The organism is Nonomuraea terrae (assembly GCF_044465245.1).
GTDB classification, from domain to species: Bacteria; Actinomycetota; Actinomycetes; order Streptosporangiales; family Streptosporangiaceae; genus Nonomuraea; species Nonomuraea terrae.
In genome coordinates this window covers 649,699-667,469 of the sequence record NZ_JBITLL010000007.1, presented here as the reverse complement: position 1 = coordinate 667,469, position 17,771 = coordinate 649,699, and the positions used below count along the sequence as shown (strand labels likewise).

The window sequence follows — 17,771 nt, the reverse complement described above, 5'->3', positions numbered from 1 at the left end:
TGCTGGGTGTGTCCCGTGCGGACTGTCGTCTCCGTCACACCGCGGGTGTTTCAGCCTCTTCCGACCCGGGCGAGTTGCCGCGACTGGGCCACGAGGCGGCCGGTGGAGTCGCGCACCTCGACCTCCTCGTCGAACCAGCCGTCGGCGACGAGCCGGCCGCCGCCGAGCACCGTGAGCCAGCCGGGGGCGGGCAGCGCGCGCAGGTGCCAGGTGAGGTCCACGGTGGGCGCCCAGCCGCGCCCGCCGGCCGAGAACACCACCGGGGGCAGCGCGTCCACGGCCAGCGCCAGCACGTACGGGTCGGGATCCTGGGGCTCGGTCATCCTGAAGTACGCCCGCGACTCCGGCCGGCCGGTGGGCTCGCCCTTCAGCCAGGCGATCGTGGGCGGGTCGAAGAGCACCTCCACCTGCGCGTTCAACGTCATGCCCGACTGCGGCTTGGGGTCGGGCAGCTTGACGCACTGCTCGATCGGCGGCATCTCATACGTCGCTTTATCGGCATAAATCGGCTCAGCGCCGTGCAGTGTGGCCGTGGTGATCAGCCCCTCGATCTGCGCCACACCGTCCTGTACGAGCGTCACCCGCGAGAACGCCGCCGTCCTGCCCGCCTTGAGCGGCTCCACCCTGACCTGGGCGGGCCCGGGGACCGGCGCCCGCAGGAACTGGACCGTCGTGCTGACGGGATGCTCGAACGGCGAGGCGTCCACCGCCGCACGCAGGACCGCGGCCATCAGGTAACCGCCGTTGAGCGGCCCGCCGATCGAGTATCCGGGGTCAAGACACACGTCATAGGTGTTCTCGTCGACCCTGATCGCCTGCGTGGCCTCGTCGAACTTCGTCATCCGCTCCTGCCTCACCTCTGGAACTATGTTCTAGATACTCTAGAGCATTCCCCCATCAGCGCGCCTGCCTGCGAAAACGTGATTCGGCTGACAAAGTTCGATCATGGCAAGTGTCACCGAACTCATCGGTCAATCCGTTTGGGACTCCAACGGGGTGTGGGTCGGTTTCGTGGTGGACATCCGTGTCATCAAGCACAAGGGCGAGCTCCAGCAGAGCCACACGGTCTACGGCCTGGTCGTCTCCAGCCGGCGCGCCCCGCTCCTGCTCGGCCTCACCCGCGACCGCGAGGATCGCGCGAGCTGGTTCTCCCGGACGCTGGCCCGGGTGGTGTACGCGGGGTGCACGTTCGTGCCCTGGCCGAGCGTGGCGGACTACCACGATGGCGAAGTGCACCTCGAAGTGCTGAGAAAAGAGCTGAACCGGGTTTAAATCCGACTTCAGTGCTTTGCAAGCGCCTGTCTAGCAACATCCGTTACCTTCTCTGTGGCTAGAAGTCCACAGTGTGAGTTGAGTGATGTCTGCGAATAACCCCCCTTATGGCCAGGATCCTGACAGGACCAGGGCGTACAACTGGAATCAGGGCCAGCCCGAGAGCGGCCCCACTGCGCAGTACCCGGGGCAGCCGTACCCGCCGCAGCAGCCGAACCAGCAGCAGCCTTACGGCCAGCCGCAGGGACAGGGGGCCTACGATCCGCAGGCGTCCTACGGCCAGCAGCCCGGCCGGCCCGCGTACGGCCAGTCGCAACCCGGGCAGCCCCAACCCGGGCAGCCCCAGCCGGGACAGCCCCAGTACGGCCAGCAACCGCAGTACGGCCAGCAGAATTGGCAGCCCCAGCAGCCGCAGCAGGGCTGGCAGCAGGAGCAGGGCGGCTGGCCGCCACAACCGCCGCAACCACCGCAGGGCTGGCAGCAGCAGGGCCCGGAGGGCTTCGGCCCCCCGCAGCCGGCCAAGAAGGGCGGCAAGGGCTGGGTGATCGCCATCGCCGCGACCCTCGCGGTCGTCCTGTTCGGCGGCGGCGCGGTGTGGGCCGTGGGCGCCTTGAGCGGCGGCGGCGCGCAGCCGAACGACGTCCTGCCCGCCGAGTCGATGGCCTACGTCCGGATCGACCTCGACCCGGCCGCCAACCAGAAGGCGGCGCTGTTCCAGCTGGCCCGCAAGTTCACGGCCACCAAGGACACCTTCTCGGGTGAGGACCCGCGCAAGGCCCTGTTCGACACCATCAACGAGAACGCCGACACCAAGGTCGACTTCGCCAAGGACGTCGACCCGTGGCTCGGCAGCCGGATCGGCGTCGCCGTCGTCCCCTCCGGCAAGGAGGAGCCGGACTACGCGGTCGCCGTCCAGGTCACGGACGAGGAGGCCGCCAGGGCCGGCATCGCCAAGCTCATGGACGGCGACGAGTACGGCATCGCCTTCCGCGACGACTACGCGCTGCTGACCGAGACCCAGGCGCTGGCCGACAAGTACGCCGCCGGCGAGGGCACCCTGAGCGACAACGCCGAGTTCGGCGATGACATGGGCGCGCTCGGCGAGCAGGGCGTGCTGTCGTTCTGGGCCGACATGGGCGGTCTGATCGAGGCCACCAAGAGCGAGGTCACGGCCGAGCAGGCCAAGGCGGCCGAGCAGTTCAAGGACGCCAGGTTCACCGGCGCGCTGCGCTTCGACAGCGCGTACGTCGAGCTGGCCGGCATGTTGCGCGGCGCGACCGGCCTGAACGCCGAGGGCGACCTGGCCGCGGCGAACCTCGCCACCCTGCCCGCCGGCACCGCCGGCGCCCTGTCGATCTCCGGCCTGGACGAGCTGCTCACCAAGAACTGGGCCGACATCGAGAAGCAGAGCGCGGCCGCCGGCCCGGAGGCCCAGCAGATGCTCACGCAGATGCCGAGCCAGCTCGGTCTGCAGCTGCCCGGTGACCTCGCCACCGTCGTCGGCAAGAACTTCACCCTCGCGGTGGACGGCGAGGGCCTGGAGACGAACCAGATCAAGGGCGGCGTGCGCGTCGCCACCGACCCGGCCAAGGCGCAGGCCATCATCGACAAGGTGCAGCAGGCGCTGACGCAGGGCGGCGGCGCCGCTCCGCAGATCGCCAAGGCCACCGGCGACGGCGTCTTCACGGTGGCGACCACCGACGAGTACGCCAAGCAGCTGGCCACCGAGGGCACGCTGGGCGAGTCGGAGGCCTTCCAGGCGGCGATCCCCAACGCCGAAGAGGTCAACTTCGCGCTCTTCGTCGACCTGGACAAGATCGAGAACCTCTACCTCAAGTCCATGCAGGGCGACGACAAGGCCAACGCCCAGGCGCTGCGGGCGATCGGCCTGAGCGGCACCCGGGGCGACAGCGAGCTGACGATGTCGCTGCGCGTGCTGGTCAACTAGAACGCGAAAGGGCGGCCGGTCGATCCGACCGGCCGCCCTTTTTCGTGTCTAGGCCCAGAGCTGGCCTTCCAGCCGCTCCTCCGCCTCGTCGAGGGTGCCTTCGTACGCGCCCGTCGACAGGTATTTCCAGCCGCCGTCGGCGACCACGAAGACGACGTCGGCGCGCTCGCCCGCCTTGACGGCCTTCGCGGCCACGCCCAGCGCCGCGTGCAGCGCGGCCCCGGTCGAGACCCCGGCGAAGATGCCCTCGGTGGCCAGCAGTTCGCGCGTGCGGCGCAGCGCGTCGGCTGAGCCGACCGAGAAGCGGGTGGTCAGCACCGACTCGTCGTAGAGCTCGGGGATGAAGCCCTCGTCGACGTTGCGCAGGCCGTACACCAGCTCGCCGTAGCGCGGCTCGGCGGCGACGATCTGCACGCCCGGCACCCGCTCGCGCAGGAAGCGGCCGACGCCCATGAGCGTGCCGGTGGTGCCGAGCCCGGCCACGAAGTGGGTGACCGTGGGCAGGTCGTCGAGGATCTCGGGGCCGGTGCTCTCGTAGTGGGAGCGCCAGTTGGCCGGGTTGCCGTACTGGTAGAGCATCACCCAGGACGGGTTCTTCGCGGACAGCTCCTTGGCGATGCGCACGGCTTCGTTGGAACCGCCGGCGGCCGGCGAGGAGATGATCTCCGCGCCCCACATGCGCAGCAGCTGGCGGCGCTCCTCGGAGGTGTTCTCCGGCATCACGCAGATCAGCTTGTAGCCCTTGAGCCGGGCCGCCATGGCCAGCGAGATGCCGGTGTTGCCGCTGGTGGGCTCCAGGATCGTGCAGCCCGGCGTGAGCAGGCCGTCTTTCTCGGCCTGCTGGATCATCCAGAGAGCCGGGCGGTCCTTGATCGAGCCCGTCGGGTTGCGGTCTTCGAGCTTCGCCCACAACCGCACGTCGGCGGAGGGCGACAACCTCGGCAACCCGACGAGGGGCGTACGGCCGACCGAGTCGATCAGTGAGTCGAACCGCATGTCACCCACCGGCGACGGCGGGGAGCACCGTCACCGTGTCGCCGTCGGACACGGGGGTGCCGAGGCCGCCCAGGAACCGGACATCCTCGTCGTTCAGGTAGACGTTCACGAAGCGGCGCAGGCTGCCCTGGTCGACCAGGCGTTCCTTGATGCCGGGGTGGCTCGACTCCAGGTTGCTGATCAGCTCTTCCAGGGTCGCGCCCTCGGCGCTGACGGCCTTGGCGCCGCCGGTGTAGTTACGCAGGATGGTCGGAATGCGAACCTCGATGGCCATCGCGCTCAGTTCTCCTCAGGTCAGGTCGTCGTCCCATCGGCAGCAACGCCGACGGCTGGATGGGGATTCCACCTCAGCGACAGTCGTAGACGACGACAGCCGGAGTATGTGCGAACAGGAAGCTCTGCACCGGCCTGACCATCATGGGAGAAACCTTACCTCTTCCTCGGTAATCACTCCGTCGACGATGCGGTACGAGCGGAACTCCACCTCGTTCTCGTCCCGCGTGGAGACCAGGACGTAGTGGGCGTCAGGCTCGGACGCGTACGACACGTCGGTGCGCGAGGGGTAGGCCTCGGTGGCGGTGTGGGAGTGGTAGATCACGACCGGCTCCTCGTCGCGGTCGTCCATCTCCCGCCAGACCCGGAACTGCTCCATCGAGTCGAAGCGGTAGAACGTGGGCGAGCGTTCGGCGTTCTCCATGGGGATGAACCGCTCGGGCACGCCGCCTCGCCCGGCGATGACGCCGCAGGCCTCGTCGGGGTGATCCGCCCGGGCATGGGCGACGATCTTGTCTACCAGTTCCTGCGAGATCGACAGCATGCCCGGAAATTACCAGAGCGCCCGGACCAGGCTGTCCTGCAGGTAGGTCAGCCAGTCGTAGGTGACGTAGGCCGGGTATCGGGGGTCGTCCTCGGACATCATGGCGATCTCGTCGTGGATCTCCTCGGTCACGTCGAGCTTGGTGCCGAGCGTCAGGCGCAGGTCGTTGAGGGAGCGCAGCCACGCCTGGGCCTGCTCGGCGGTGAGCTCGGCCCGCCCCGGCCGCGCGGTGTCGTGGACGGTCTGCGCGTCGGCCCGCTTGCCGTCGCGCAGGGTGGCCTCGGTGTAGCGGCGGAACTCGGCCGACTCCGTCTCGTCGTCGTACGCCGAGGGGAACAGCCGGGCCAGGACCGGATCGGACGGAACGGCGCTGTCGCCGATGCCGAGGGCGCGCTCCAGCGGGTCGTCGCTGGTCTGCCCCGGCGAGACGATGCCGAGCATCATGGACACGAGCGAGCGCATCAGCGAGACCTCCGCGGCCTCGAACTCCGCGACGACCCCGCCGTCCTTGCCCCGCGAGAATCCCGAGCTCACACGCGCCTCACTTGACCGAGTCGGGCTGGAGCGTCGCCCACAGGCCGTAGGAGTGGAGAATCTGCACATCGCGTTCCATCTCTTCGCGTGTGCCACTGGAGACGACCGCCTTGCCCTTGCGATGAACGTCCATCATGAGTTTCTCGGCCTTCTCACGGGTGTAGCCGAAGACGGTTTGGAAGACGTAGGTCACATAGGACATGAGGTTGACGGGGTCGTTCCAGACGATGGTCACCCATGGCAGATCGGGTCGCACGTCCGATGACGGACGCTCAACGGCGATTGGAGCGGTGCTTCCCACATCCCCGAGTCTGCCCTATCTGGGCCGTAGTCTTCGAGTCGTGAGAATGACCATGAGCACTGCGTTGCTCACAGATCACTATGAGCTGACGATGTTGCAGGCGGCCCTGCGGAGCGGCGCCGCCCACAGGCGTGCGGTTTTCGAGGTGTTCGCCCGCCATCTCCCCGGTGGACGGCGGTACGGGGTTGTCGCCGGCACGGGACGTGTCCTCGACGAGCTTGAACGCTTCCGTTTTGGTGAGGAAGAACTCACCTTTTTGCGGGAGCACCACGTGGTCGACGAGGCCACTCTGGCGTTTCTCGCCGACTACCGGTTTTCCGGCAACATCTACGGCTACCGCGAGGGCGACCTCTACTTCCCGGCCTCCCCGATCATGGTCGTGGAGGGCACGTTCGCCGAGGCCGTGCTGCTGGAGACCATCGTCCTGTCGATACTCAACCACGACTGCGCCATCGCCTCCGCCGCCTCCCGCATGACGAACGCCGCCGGCAAACGGCCGCTCATCGAGATGGGCTCGCGGCGCACCCACGAGAACGCCGCGGTGGCGGCGGCGCGGGCCGCGTACATCGCCGGGTTCTCCTCGACCTCCAACCTGATGGCCGGCCACATGTACGGCATCCCCACGGCCGGCACGGCGGCGCACGCGTTCACGTTGCTGCACGACTCGGAGCGGACGGCGTTCGAGGCCCAGATCGCCTCGCTCGGGCCGGACACGACGCTGCTGGTGGACACGTACGACGTGGCCGACGCGGTGCGCACGGCCGTCGAGCTGGCCGGGCCCAAGCTGGGCGCGGTCCGCATCGACTCGGGTGACCTGGCGGCGGCCGCGCAGGAGGTGCGCGAACAGCTCGACGCGCTCGGGGCCTTCAACACCCGCATCCTGGTCACCTCCGACCTGGACGAGTACGCCATCGCCGCGCTGGCCGCCGCCCCCGTCGACGGCTACGGCGTCGGCACCTCGCTGGTGACCGGGTCGGGCGTGCCGACGGCGGCGCTGGTGTACAAGCTGGTGGCGCGCGAGACGGCCACGGGCAAGCTGGAGGCCGTGGCCAAGCGCTCGGTGGGTAAACCGTCGCGCGGAGGCCGCAAGCAGGCGTACCGGCTGCTGGACGAGGCGGGTCAGGCCGAGACCGAGCTGATCACCACCGGCGGGCTCGTCCCCGAGGGCGGCGCCCCCTTGCTGCACGAGCTGGTGCGCGAGGGCGTCGCCATCGGCCGCGAGCCCCTGTCGGCAGCCCGCGAGCGCCACGCCGCCGCCGTCGCCACGCTCCCCCTGGAGGCCCTCCACCTCGGCAGAGGGTACGCGGCGATCCCTACGGAGTTCGCCTGACGTATCGTGCTACGTATGGGCACCGCGTTGATCATCGTCGATGTGCAGAACGACTTCTGCGAGGGCGGCAGCCTGGCCGTGGCCGGGGGCTCCGAGGTGGCCGCGGCGATCACCCGCCACGTGACCGACCACGGCTACGACCACGTCGTGGCGACCCGCGACTACCACGTCTCCCCCGGCTCCCACTTCTCCGACACCCCCGACTACGTCTCCACCTGGCCGGCCCACTGCGTGGCCGGCACGCCAGGCGCCGACTTCCACCCGGCGTTCGACGTGGCGGAGGTGGAGGAGGTCTTCAGCAAGGGAGCGACCGCGGCGGCCTACAGCGGCTTCGAGGGCACCTCCGGCGACGGCGTTCCGCTGGCCGAGTGGCTGACCGAGCGCGGGGTGCACGAGGTCGACATCGTGGGCATCGCCACCGACCACTGCGTGCGCGCCACCGCCCTCGACGCGGTCCGGCACGGGCTGGCGGTGCGGGTGTTGCTCGGCCTGACCGCCGGGGTGTCCAAGACCACCACGGAGGCGGCGATCACGGAGATGCGCGACGCCGGCGCCGTCCTGGAGGGCGCGCCCGCCGTCGGCTGACGTCCCCCTGCTCCACCCCTGGCGCCGTTCGGGAGTTGGGCGGCCCCACGGCGGCGGAGGCCGACGCGGTCCGCTCGCAGTCGGCTAGGGTCCGGTGGTCGGTTGTGACGAGGGCTGTGCGGGCGGCTGGGCGGGCGGCTGGGCGGGCGGCTGGGCGGACGGCTGGGCGACGGCCAGGCCCATCGCGGCCTCGAACGTCGGGAACACCTCGAACGCGTGCCGCAGCCCGGTGATCGACAGCACCCGCGCCATGACGCCCTGCACGCCGCCGAGCAGCAGCCGGGTGTTCCGCGCCTCGCACCGCTGCAGGATGTCGACGAGCTCGTTCATGCCCATGGAGTCGCAGAACGTGACCTCGGCGAGGTCGAGGACGAGGAAGTCCTTCGGGCGCAGCCCCCAGACGGGCTGCAGGTGCTCACGGAGGACGGGCAGCGCGTTGACGTCGAGCTCGCCTTCGAGCCGGATGACCACGGCGTTGGTGGAGAGGCCAGAGGTGACGGTGAGCATCGCTTTGCCGTTGGCCTCAGACGACATGGGCAACGTCCTTCTGCTCTCCCAAGACACCCTTGAAAGGTTGTTGCCGCTTCCGCCGGGCTTCTAACGGGCCGCCACCGCTTCGTGACCAAATGCGCATGAGTCGCCTGCGCGCGACGCCGGGCGGCGAAGCGCCGCGCGCGAGCGGCGCTGGTCAGAGGAGTCCGAGCTTGGTCAGGTAGCCGAGGCCCAGGATGAGGAGGAAGACTCCCAGGACCATCGTGCCGATGATCTTCAGAACGACGTTGGTCAGCTTGACCGCCCAATGGACGGCCGCCACCGTCATCGCGATGAGGACACCGAGGAGGTAGAGGGTCACGTTGTGGACTTCGGCCGACGTGGACGTTGCCAGTATGAGCTGCAGGCTTACTGTTGCCATGAGGTTTCCCCTGGTGCGGAGACGCGCTGTGACAGAGACCTCGCACCGCGGGCGCCCCCGTGGATGAAGCGCGCTCGTCGCGTGGGTGCGCCGCGGCCTTTCTGTGGGATGCCGCTCCTGCCGGGTCGGTGGCTCATTCGACCCTCATCATTCGAACCACCTCCATCTCTCTTCAGTTAAATTCACTGAATATAAACTTCAGTTAAAGATGTACCCCAGCACAATCATCACTATTCGCGTGTGTCGGCGACACGGCAGTGATTAGACTGGGGCCTCCTGTGCTTAACTCATTGCACAAGCTGGCTCTAGCTGCGGATACTCCACCCTCCGCCGCCGGATTCATGTTCACTGAAAGTTGTTGAAGTTCACACGAATGAGGCTGGCATGAGCGGCGACGGTTCTCCACTCGCCCGCCGACTGCGGGAGCTGCGCGAGAGTCACTGGCCCGACCTGCGGGTCACCCAGGCACAACTGCGCGTCGCGTTCGAGGTCAGCGTTCCGCTGATCTCGTCATGGGAGTCGGCCCACGCGGCCAAGGTCCCGCCGCTGGCCAGGCTGGAGAAGTACGCCGCGTTCTTCGCGACCAGGAGATCGCTCGCCGACGGCACGCCCATGGTGCTCCCGCTGTCCGAGCTGGCCCCGGACGAGGTCCAGGAGTACCACAAGCTGCTCGAGGAGCTGACCGGGCTGCGCAAGGCGGCGCTGCGGGCCCAGGTCGGGGGCGAGATCGCGGAGCCGGCGCCGGCGCGTGACACCTACCTCAAGAGCCCGTGGCACTTCCCCGAAGGGGAGGAGATCACGATCATCTGCTCCCAGATCCCCGAGGACGAACGCGCCAAGATCCCGTACGCGGATCCGTCCCAGCCGGACTACATCGAGCTCTACAAGTACTCCGACCTGGACTCGCTGTTCGAGCTGTGGGGCCACCTGCGGGCCGCGAACCCGCACAGCCCGGTGACCCTGCGGGCCACCGAGGACTTACGCTCCTCCGACGACCTGACCAGCCACGTGGTGCTCCTGGGCGGCGTCGACTACAACGAGATCACCGCGGCCATGCTCGGCCAGATCGACCTGCCGGTGCGGCAGGTGCCCGACTGGGATGGCGAGAGGGGGCCGTATTTCGAGGTCGACAAGGGCGACGAGCTGGATCGGTATTACACGGTTACCAGCGGCTCCGGCGACAACCTGCAACTCCGGGAGGACGTCGGATTCTTCTATCGCGGCGTCAACCCGGAAAACGTCAAGCGCACCCTCACCATCTGCAACGGCATGTACGCCAGAGGCGTCTACGGCACGGTGCGGGCCCTGACCGACGCACGATTCCGCGACCGCAACGCCGACTACCTGCGGAGCCGATTCGGCGGCACGGCGTCGTTCAGCATTCTCACACGGATCAGGATCGTGGGCCGGGTGGCCATCACGCCGGACTGGACCCGCGACACCTTCCGGCTGCACGAGTGGCCGGAGCCCATCAATGGAGACTGAGATAGAGCACCATCACGACTCCCACCGGCACCTGATCGACGTCCACACGGACGTCCTCCCGGACTTGGAGCGGTCCGGCGGTGTCGACGCCGTCGTCGTCCCGACGATCAGGCCTCCGGAGCAGCTGCGGCACGCCATCGAGTTGGCGTCCGCGCTGGATTGTGTCCTCGTGACCCTGCACAGCCAGAAGAGCGATCCGCGTCTGGCCAGGGACATGATGCCGCCCGGCCTGCGGTTCATCGCCATCGGCGTCGACGACCCGGCGCAGCTCGACCTGCCGGACTTCGCGACGACGGCCCTGCTGAGAGCCACGCCGCTGGCGTGCGCGACCGATCTGAGCGCCAAGCGCAACACCGGCCTGCTGCTCGCCCGGCTGATGGGCTGGCGGCGCATCCTGTTCCTGGACGACGACATCGAGGTCGGCGGGCCGGAGGACGTCCGCCGCGCTGCGGCCCTGCTCGACGGCTACGACGCGGTGGGCATGCAGATCGACGGCTTCCCGGACAACTCGGTGGTGTGCCACGCGCACCGGCTGACCGGCGGGAAGCAGGACTGGTTCGTGGCCGGCGGCGCGCTGGCCGTCGACACGGGCCGCGAGCCCTCGTTCTTTCCCGACATCTACAACGAGGACTGGTTCTACCTGCTGGGCGAGAAATCACTGCGGCGGCTCGCGGTGACGGGAAGTGTGAAGCAGTGCCCCTACGACCCGTTCGACCACCCGGCCCGCGCGCTCCACCAGGAGTTCGGTGACGTGCTGGCCGAAGGCGTCTATTGGCTGCTGGACGAGGGCGAGAGCTGGCGGGTGGCGGCCGAGGAGGCGTACTGGGAGAAAGCCCTGGCCAGGCGCAGGGAGTTCATCGACGACGTGTGGCGCCGGGTCAAAGAGCTGTCAGCCGATCTTTTCACGAACCGCTCCTCCATCGAGGCGTCCGTCAGCGCGGCATCCGACTGCCACGTCTTCATCAAGCCGGAGCTGTGCGTACGGTATCTCAACGCCTGGGCGGAGGATCGCCGTCGCTGGGCCGACCACATCGACAAAACCCCATATATCGGATCTAGCGCGCAAGATGTAAAAAAGCACCTCATAAGGTCAGAGGTTGAGAAATTTCCTCTTTTCGCATCATTTGATTCGTAAGTGAATCAAGCGGGAATCTGTCGTCCGTGGGGGCATGTGACATACGCCAGGCCGTCCATACGGATCTTCCAGCCATGGTCAGGTCGCTCGGGCAGGAGCCGTACTTCGCCGATCGGCTGACCAAGCAGGACACCGGGCACGGGGTCCTGCTCGTCGCCTGGCAGCGCGGGGTGGCGGTCGGCGACGTCTACATCTGGCTCGGGGCCGCGGAGGAGCCGGAGCTGCGTGCCCGTCTCCCGGGCGTGGCGCTGCTCACCCACCTGGAGGTCGTGCCGTGGCGGCGCAACGGCGGCATCGGCACCGAGCTGGTGTGGGCGGCCGAGGAGCGGCTCCTCGCCGAGGGCCACGAGCAGGTGGCCCTCGGCGTCGGTCTCGACAACCCGGGCGCGCAGCGGTTGTACCAGCGCCTCGGATACGCCGAGTGGCCGTACGGCGAGGTGGCCACCACGAACGTCGTCCACCACCCCGACGGCCGGCAGGAGCGCCAGCGCGAGATGTGCCGCATCCTCGTCAGGAAGCTCGGCTGACCCGCGCCGGGCTCAGCGTCGCTGGGTGGCCCAGCGACGGATCATGTCGATGCGTTCCTGGATCTGCTCGACGGTCGCCTGGGCGATCGGCGGGCCGCCGCAGACGCGCCGCAGCTCGGCGTGGATGACCCCGTGAGGCTGGCCCGTGCGGTGGTTCCAGGCGCCGACGAGGCCGTTGAGCTCGCGCCGCAACTCGGCGATCTGCTCGTGCGGCGCGAGACTCTGGCTGGGCTCCTGCTCCGGCTGCTTGCGCTTGGCGGCCTGCTGCTCCGACTGCCGCTTGCGCAGCAGGGTCGCCACCTGGTCGGGCTCGAGCAGGCCGGGCAGGCCGATGAAGTCCTCCTCCTCGGCGGAGCCGATCTCGGCGCCCGTGCCGAACTCGCCGCCGTCGAACAGCACCCGGTCGAACGTGGCCGAGGTCTCCATCGTCTCGAACGGCAGCTCGTCGCCCAGGACGTCGGGATTGTCCTTCTTGCGGTTGGCCTCCTCCAGGAGGGAGTCGTCGAGGCCGTCCTCGGGGGGCCGCTTGTTGAGGACGTGGTCGCGCTCGGCCTCCATCTCGTTGGCCAGCCCGAGAAGCGTGGGCACCGAGGGCAGGAAGACCGAGGCGTTCTCGCCGCGTTTGCGGGCCCGGACGAAGCGGCCCACGGCCTGGGCGAAGAACAGCGGGGTGGAGGTCGAGGTGGCGTAGACGCCCACGCACAACCGCGGGATGTCGACGCCCTCCGACACCATGCGGACGGCCACCAGCCAGCGGTCTTCCGAGGCCGCGAACTGCTTGATCTTCTTCGACGCCCCCGGGTCGTCGGACAGCACCACGGTCGCGCCCTCGCCGGTGATGTTGCGCAGGTGACGGGCGTAGGCGCGGGCCGTCTCGTGGTCGGTGGCGATGACCAGGCCGCCCGCGTCGGGCACTCCCCTGCGCACCTCGGTCAGGCGCCGGTCGGCGGCCTGCATGACCTGGCGGATCCAGTCGCCCTTGGGGTCGAGCGCGGCCCGCCACGCCTGCGAGAGCTGGTCTTTGGTGAGCGGCGTGCCGAGCGTCGCGGCGATCTCGTCGCCGGCGCGCGTCCGCCACTTCATCTCGCCGGAGTAGGCCAGAAAGATGACCGGCCGCACGACCCCGTCGTCGAGGGCCGGGCCGTAGCCGTAGGAGAAGTCGCTGACGCTGCGCTTGAGACCCTCGCCGTCCTCCTCGTAGGCGACGAACGGGATCGGGTTGTCGTCGGACCTGAACGGCGTGCCGGTGAGCTGGAGGCGGCGTGTGGCGGGCTCGAACGCCTCGCGCACGCCGTCGCCCCACGACTTGGCGTCGCCCGCGTGGTGGATCTCGTCGAAGATCACCAGCGTCTTGCGCGCCTCCGTGCGCGCCCTGTGCAGGGCGGGGTGCATGGCGACCTGCGCGTACGTCACCGCGACCCCGATGTAGTCACGCGAGGTCGAGCCCTGGCTGTTCTTGAACTCGGGGTCGATGGCGATGCCCACACGCCCGGCGGCGTCGGCCCACTGGCGCTTGAGGTGCTCGGTGGGGGTCACGACGGTGACCGCCCTGATCACCCCACGCGTGAGCAGCTCGCTGGCGATGCGCAGGGCGTAGGTCGTCTTGCCCGCGCCCGGCGTCGCGACGGTGAGGAAGTCACGCGGCTCGCGCCTGAAGTAGAGGTCGAACGCGTCCTGCTGCCATGCGCGCAACTTCTGGGCGGTGCCCCATGCGGCGCGGTCGGGGTAGGAAGGCGAAAGGTGGGACGCGGCGAAGGTGCTCACCGCATCACCTCTGGGGTTCGTGTGCTTCGCTCTCTCACAGTGACCCAAGAGTAATCGGGGCCACCGACAAGACGTGCCGTGAGCCGTGGATTCTGGCCAAGGTGGTCCTCACGTGCTATGCGGCTTATCTGACGGTCGTCATGACGGCGTCGAGCGCCTGTCTGCGGGCAGTTTCCTCGGGCTGGAGCAGGCCGACGAGCATGACCGGCCTGCCGCTCCGGGTGAGCAGCATCACCCTGAGGAACGCCGGCCGGTTCACCACGTCACGATATTCCGCCCGGAGTGCGCGGGTGTGGCCGCCGGGCAGTTTCCTGTCCTCGACCACGGTGACGCGGTCGCCCTTGAGCAGCAGCCGGGAGTAGACCTCGGCCGCCTCGGCGGTGGCCTTCTTGGCGTCCTCGACGGGTTCGGCCACGGGCCTCGCCATCAGCAACGCGCCGCCGGGGCCTCTGGCGACCGAGGTGAACCCGGTGACCGGCGCCACCGGTCCCTCGGTCCACCCCGGCGGGAGCGGCGCCGACAGCCCGGCCTGCGGGTCGCTCAGCCGTGCCCTCTCGGGCGGCGGGGGCGCGGTGAGCCGCGGGGCCAGCGTGAGAGCGCCGGCCACCAGCCCCGCGCCCGCCGCCAGCGCCACCAGGACGGCCGCCACGCGTCGCCACGCCCGTCCGGCGCCCGCCCGCACCTTGCGCAGCGCGGGGTCGGCAGGGGAGCCGTAGAGGCGGGCGGAGGGCGGCAGCGACTCCCAGTCCTGATCGGCGCCACGCGGCACGGCCCCGCGGATCCGGGGATTCCACGGCTGCGCGTTCCCGTCCGGCCAACCGGATCCGGGCCAGTCACCGTCATCGGCGTCCCGGCCCGATCCGCCCCACCCCGAGCCGGAACGGTCGTCGTCCCCCCAGAAGTCGTCGGGCCGGCCGGGGTCGCGCCGTTCTGCGTCGGGCCAGGCGGTGTCGGGCTGACCGGGATCAGTCCGTTCTGCGTCGGGCCGGGCGTTGTCGGGGTCGAGGTCGAGCGGATGCGACCGGCGCCCCCGGCCAAGAGCGCCCCAGGCGGGCGCGTCCGGCTCGGAGACCCGGCCACCGCTGCCCCAGACTGGCGGATCGGGCTCGGACGGCCCGCCCCGGCCGCCCGTGGCGGGCGGATCCGGCTCCGCGCGGAGGGGTCTGAAGCGCTCCCCCGGCGCCGCACTGTAGGGATGGGTTCGATCCCCCCGGGCAGACGCGTCCGGGGCCGGGCTGTAGGGGTGGGCGCGGTCGCGGCGGGCCCGTGGGGGCTCCTCGTCACGGCTCGCGTCCGACGCGGGCTCCGTGTCCCCTGGAGGAGTACGGCGGTGCCTGGGCCCCGTCCGAGGGGGCCAGACACGTTGATCATCCTCCATGGCACCTCCTTGCCCGCTGTCCTATCACCCCGCGCGACCGCCATCAGGCGAACCGTGATCGGTGTGACGGGTGAGGCGGAATTCAGCGCCCCGGCACGCTCACCCGGCGCTGCGTGTACGCCCCGCGAGCAGGGTGGCGCTCAGCGCGACGGCGGCCATCAACCCCGAGATGATGACGAAGCCGGTGTCGATCCGGGCGTGCCCGATCACGTTCACCAGCGCTCCCCCGATCCCGATCGCCAGGGCGGAGCCGAGCTGGTCGGACACCGACAGCGCGGCCGAGTTCGCCCCCTGCTCGCTCACCGGTGACTGGTGCATGGCGGTCACGCTGACGGTGGTCATGCCGAAGCCCATGCCGAGCCCGGCGACCATCCAGGCGGGCGCGGCGACCCACCCGCTCACCCCCGGCAGCACGGACAGCACGCAGAGCAGGATCGCCACCATGACACAGGCCGCGCCCATCCTGATCCGCTGGTGCGCCTCGCCGGTACGCCGGCTCTGCAGGTACGACCCGGCCGACCAGCCCAGGGCCCCGGCTGTCAGCGCGATGCCCGCGTCCGCGGTGCCGAAGGACTTCACCTCCTGCAGCGCCAGCGGGATGAAGGCGTTCACCCCGAAGAAGGCCGCCGAGAACAGCCCTCGCATGATCACGGTCGTCGGCAGCCCGCGCACGAACCGCAGCGCGCCAGGGGGCAGCAGCCGGACGAGCCCGTAGAGCAGGAGCGCCACCCCGGCCGCGGTCTCGACGGCCGCGGTGCCGGTGTGCGTGTGCAGCCGGTCGACGCCGTGCAGCAGCAGCCCGGCCCCGCCGGCGGTGGAGGTGGCGGCCAGCGTCATCGCCACCGGCCGCGAACGCGGCCCGCTCCCCTGCTCCGCGTCGGCCCCCGATCCGATCCGCAGCGCGGGGACGAGCATCGCCAGCGCGGGCACCACCAGCGGGATGATGCCGAAGAAGACGTACCGCCAGCCCCACTGGTCGCCGACGAACCCGGCCACCGCGGGGCCGACCATGGCGGGCACCACCCAGGCCGCGGAGACTGCGGCGAACGCCTTGGGGCGTGCCTCGACCGCGTAGACGCGGGCGATCATCACGTACAGCGCCACGATGGTCGCGCCCGCGCCGAGCCCCTGGACGGCCCGGGCCACCAGGAACAGCACCGCGGAGGTCGCGGCCCCGGCCAGCGCCATGCCGGCGACGAACAGCACCACCCCGGCCAGGAACGGCACCGGGTAGCCGCGCCGGTCGGACCAGAGCCCGGCCACCACGTTCATGAACAGGCTGGCGATGAGGAACGCGGAGAAGCTGATCCCGTACAGGTCGAGCGCGTCCAGCTCCTCGGCCACGGCCGGCATCACGACGCCCACCGACATGCCCTCGAAGGCGACCAGGGTGACGACCAGGAGGATGCCCAAGGTGGCGGTGCGGTAGCGGGGGGACAGGATGCCGGCGGGCCGGTCGGGAGCGTCGAGTGCTTTTGGTGCTGTCACTCGCACATCGTAATTGCCGCAAATCCACCGGCGGAGCCGCCATCGTACGGGTCGGTCAGACGGCCGGGGTGGTGCGGTAGGCCACCCACATCTCGATCATGCGCCGCGCCTGCCCCGCGGTGAACTCCCGCATGCAGCGGTCGTGGGCGTAGTCCATGAAGTTGTGGATCGGGTCGGCGCCGTGGTGCTCGGCGCAGGTGTCCTTGCTCTCCGGGCATCCCTCGGTCGGCCGTGCCTCGGGCGCGGTGTCCTCGATGCCGTCGCCTGGCTCGCGGCAGGCGTTCTCGAACGTGTGGAAGAGCCCGAGCCAGTGCCCGATCTCGTGGACGCCGGTGAAGCCGCGGTTGTAGTTGGTCATCGGGCCGCCGGGCAGGCTGCGCCAGTCGATGACGACGCCGTCGAGCGCCGGGGCGCCGGCGTACCAGTAGGGGTAGGCGGCGAAGCCCAGCATCAGGTGGCTGAGCTGGGCGATGTAGAGGTTGAGCGTGCGGGCCCCGCCGTGGTGCAGCGCGTTCTTCATGGCGCTCTCGTGGCCGACGGGGTCGGCGAACCAGGCGGCGTTGTCCACCACCGCGATCTTGTCGAGCCGGAAGCGCACGCCCGTGTCGACGCCGCCGAACTCACCGGCGTACGCGGAGTTGAGCACGTCGATCTGGGCCCGCACGCTGTCGTCGGTGACCAGCCGCTCGCCGCGGGTCAGGAGGTGCACCCGGACGGGCACGGTGATCTCGGTGGGCAGCGTGACGCCGGCCAGCAGCTCGCGCAGCTCGGCCTTGACCTTGGCGACGTCCTGCGGCTTGGGCGAGCGTGGTCCGGGGGTCCGTGGCGCGTGGCGCGCGCAACCGGCCGCGAACGCGGCCTCGTGCCGGAGCGGCGGGGTGAACCCGACCGCGAGCAGGCATGCCAACGAGACGGCGGTCGCGCGCCGGACCATGCAATCCCCCCACTACGGTATGAGCCGATGTGGCTACAGACCGTAGTGGAGCGTGTGGGGGTTACCGCTCAGCAACACTCACTGGTCGCCGTCGCCTTCGCCGCCGCCCTGAGGCAGGCCCTCGTAGATCTCCTTGCACTCCGGGCACACCGGGTACTTCTTGGGGTCGCGGCTGGGCACCCAGATTTTGCCGCACAGGGCGCGGATGGGCGTGCCGGTCACCATGCTCTCGGTGATCTTGTGCTTGTCCGCGTAGTGGGCGAACCGCTCGTGATCGCCGTCGCCGTGCGACGTCCGCGGAGTGGTCTCCTGCTCTGGGAGGATCTTCGTGCTCACCCCATCGAGTTTATGCCCCCCGCGGCCG

20 protein-coding genes are annotated in these 17,771 nt (G+C 69.8%); 7 read left to right on the top strand and 13 right to left on the bottom strand.

What is annotated here, in order from left to right:
- Positions 1–50: 50 nt before the first annotated feature.
- On the bottom strand, positions 51–842 hold the full coding sequence (locus tag ACIBP6_RS37190; protein WP_397058645.1) for a thioesterase family protein: 792 nt from the start codon (positions 840–842) through the stop codon (positions 51–53).
- Between the two features lie 103 nt (positions 843–945).
- Here ACIBP6_RS37190 and ACIBP6_RS37185 point away from each other — a divergent pair, with 103 nt between their 5' ends.
- Both ACIBP6_RS37185 and ACIBP6_RS37180 read left to right on the top strand, forming a co-directional pair.
- Entirely contained in the window at positions 946–1,272 is a 327-nt protein-coding gene (locus ACIBP6_RS37185; RefSeq protein WP_397058643.1) for a hypothetical protein, read from the top strand.
- Between the two features lie 85 nt (positions 1,273–1,357).
- Positions 1,358–3,220 (top strand): DUF3352 domain-containing protein, encoded by a 1,863-nt coding sequence (locus ACIBP6_RS37180; RefSeq protein ID WP_397058641.1) that lies wholly within the window; start codon positions 1,358–1,360, stop codon positions 3,218–3,220.
- Positions 3,221–3,268: 48 nt separating this feature from the next.
- On the opposite strand, the gene ACIBP6_RS37175 is transcribed toward ACIBP6_RS37180, so the two are convergent.
- The 5 genes from ACIBP6_RS37175 to clpS all read right to left on the bottom strand — a co-directional run bounded on the left by ACIBP6_RS37175 (position 3,269) and on the right by clpS (position 5,868).
- A complete protein-coding gene (locus tag ACIBP6_RS37175) occupies positions 3,269–4,216 on the bottom strand; it encodes a PLP-dependent cysteine synthase family protein (RefSeq protein WP_132617150.1) in 948 nt (315 codons plus the stop codon).
- Between the two features lies 1 nt (position 4,217).
- On the bottom strand, positions 4,218–4,490 hold the full coding sequence (locus ACIBP6_RS37170) for a MoaD/ThiS family protein (RefSeq protein ID WP_397058638.1): 273 nt from the start codon (positions 4,488–4,490) through the stop codon (positions 4,218–4,220).
- Between the two features lie 141 nt (positions 4,491–4,631).
- Positions 4,632–5,033, bottom strand: a complete 402-nt coding sequence (locus ACIBP6_RS37165) for a Mov34/MPN/PAD-1 family protein (RefSeq protein ID WP_111181530.1) — start codon at positions 5,031–5,033, stop codon at positions 4,632–4,634.
- 9 nt (positions 5,034–5,042) lie between these two features.
- Entirely contained in the window at positions 5,043–5,567 is a 525-nt protein-coding gene (locus ACIBP6_RS37160) for a DUF2017 domain-containing protein (protein WP_397058636.1), read from the bottom strand.
- A gap of 7 nt (positions 5,568–5,574) precedes the next feature.
- The gene (clpS, locus tag ACIBP6_RS37155) at positions 5,575–5,868 is read right to left on the bottom strand and encodes an ATP-dependent Clp protease adapter ClpS (protein ID WP_111181532.1); all 294 of its coding nucleotides are present in this window, start codon (positions 5,866–5,868) and stop codon (positions 5,575–5,577) included.
- 46 nt (positions 5,869–5,914) lie between these two features.
- Between clpS and ACIBP6_RS37150 the strand changes: the two genes are divergently transcribed.
- Entirely contained in the window at positions 5,915–7,198 is a 1,284-nt protein-coding gene (locus ACIBP6_RS37150; RefSeq protein ID WP_397058634.1) for a nicotinate phosphoribosyltransferase, read from the top strand.
- 15 nt (positions 7,199–7,213) lie between these two features.
- Positions 7,214–7,783: a nicotinamidase gene (locus tag ACIBP6_RS37145; protein WP_397058632.1), complete on the top strand. Its 570-nt coding sequence runs from the start codon at positions 7,214–7,216 to the stop codon at positions 7,781–7,783.
- 84 nt (positions 7,784–7,867) lie between these two features.
- Here the strand turns inward: ACIBP6_RS37145 and ACIBP6_RS37140 are convergent, their stop codons facing one another.
- Both ACIBP6_RS37140 and ACIBP6_RS37135 read right to left on the bottom strand, forming a co-directional pair.
- Entirely contained in the window at positions 7,868–8,317 is a 450-nt protein-coding gene (locus ACIBP6_RS37140) for an STAS domain-containing protein (protein WP_397058630.1), read from the bottom strand.
- A gap of 154 nt (positions 8,318–8,471) precedes the next feature.
- A complete protein-coding gene (locus tag ACIBP6_RS37135) occupies positions 8,472–8,696 on the bottom strand; it encodes a hypothetical protein (protein ID WP_397058628.1) in 225 nt (74 codons plus the stop codon).
- Between the two features lie 384 nt (positions 8,697–9,080).
- On the opposite strand from ACIBP6_RS37135, the gene ACIBP6_RS37130 reads away from it, so the two are divergent.
- The 3 genes from ACIBP6_RS37130 (at position 9,081) to ACIBP6_RS37120 (ending at position 11,843) form a co-directional block, all read left to right on the top strand.
- On the top strand, positions 9,081–10,181 hold the full coding sequence (locus ACIBP6_RS37130) for a helix-turn-helix domain-containing protein (protein ID WP_397058626.1): 1,101 nt from the start codon (positions 9,081–9,083) through the stop codon (positions 10,179–10,181).
- Positions 10,171–11,316, top strand: a complete 1,146-nt coding sequence (locus ACIBP6_RS37125; protein ID WP_397058624.1) for a hypothetical protein — start codon at positions 10,171–10,173, stop codon at positions 11,314–11,316. Before ACIBP6_RS37130 ends, ACIBP6_RS37125 begins: the two co-directional genes overlap by 11 nt.
- Before the next feature lie 74 nt (positions 11,317–11,390).
- Positions 11,391–11,843 carry a GNAT family N-acetyltransferase gene (locus ACIBP6_RS37120; RefSeq protein WP_397058622.1) on the top strand — a complete coding sequence of 151 codons (453 nt, stop codon included), beginning with the start codon at positions 11,391–11,393 and terminating at the stop codon, positions 11,841–11,843.
- 12 nt (positions 11,844–11,855) lie between these two features.
- Here the strand turns inward: ACIBP6_RS37120 and ACIBP6_RS37115 are convergent, their stop codons facing one another.
- From ACIBP6_RS37115 to ACIBP6_RS37095, 5 genes are all read right to left on the bottom strand, one after another.
- A complete protein-coding gene (locus ACIBP6_RS37115) occupies positions 11,856–13,607 on the bottom strand; it encodes a DEAD/DEAH box helicase (protein ID WP_397058620.1) in 1,752 nt (583 codons plus the stop codon).
- 124 nt (positions 13,608–13,731) lie between these two features.
- Positions 13,732–14,376 (bottom strand): hypothetical protein, encoded by a 645-nt coding sequence (locus ACIBP6_RS37110; protein WP_397058618.1) that lies wholly within the window; start codon positions 14,374–14,376, stop codon positions 13,732–13,734.
- Between the two features lie 708 nt (positions 14,377–15,084).
- Complete coding sequence (locus ACIBP6_RS37105; RefSeq protein ID WP_397058617.1) at positions 15,085–16,473, bottom strand: MFS transporter; 1,389 nt, start codon at positions 16,471–16,473, stop codon at positions 15,085–15,087.
- Positions 16,474–16,528: 55 nt separating this feature from the next.
- Entirely contained in the window at positions 16,529–17,407 is an 879-nt protein-coding gene (locus tag ACIBP6_RS37100) for a zinc metalloprotease (RefSeq protein WP_397058615.1), read from the bottom strand.
- A 78-nt stretch (positions 17,408–17,485) separates the two neighbouring features.
- A complete protein-coding gene (locus ACIBP6_RS37095; RefSeq protein WP_132620193.1) occupies positions 17,486–17,743 on the bottom strand; it encodes a DUF3039 domain-containing protein in 258 nt (85 codons plus the stop codon).
- Positions 17,744–17,771: the final 28 nt, after the last annotated feature.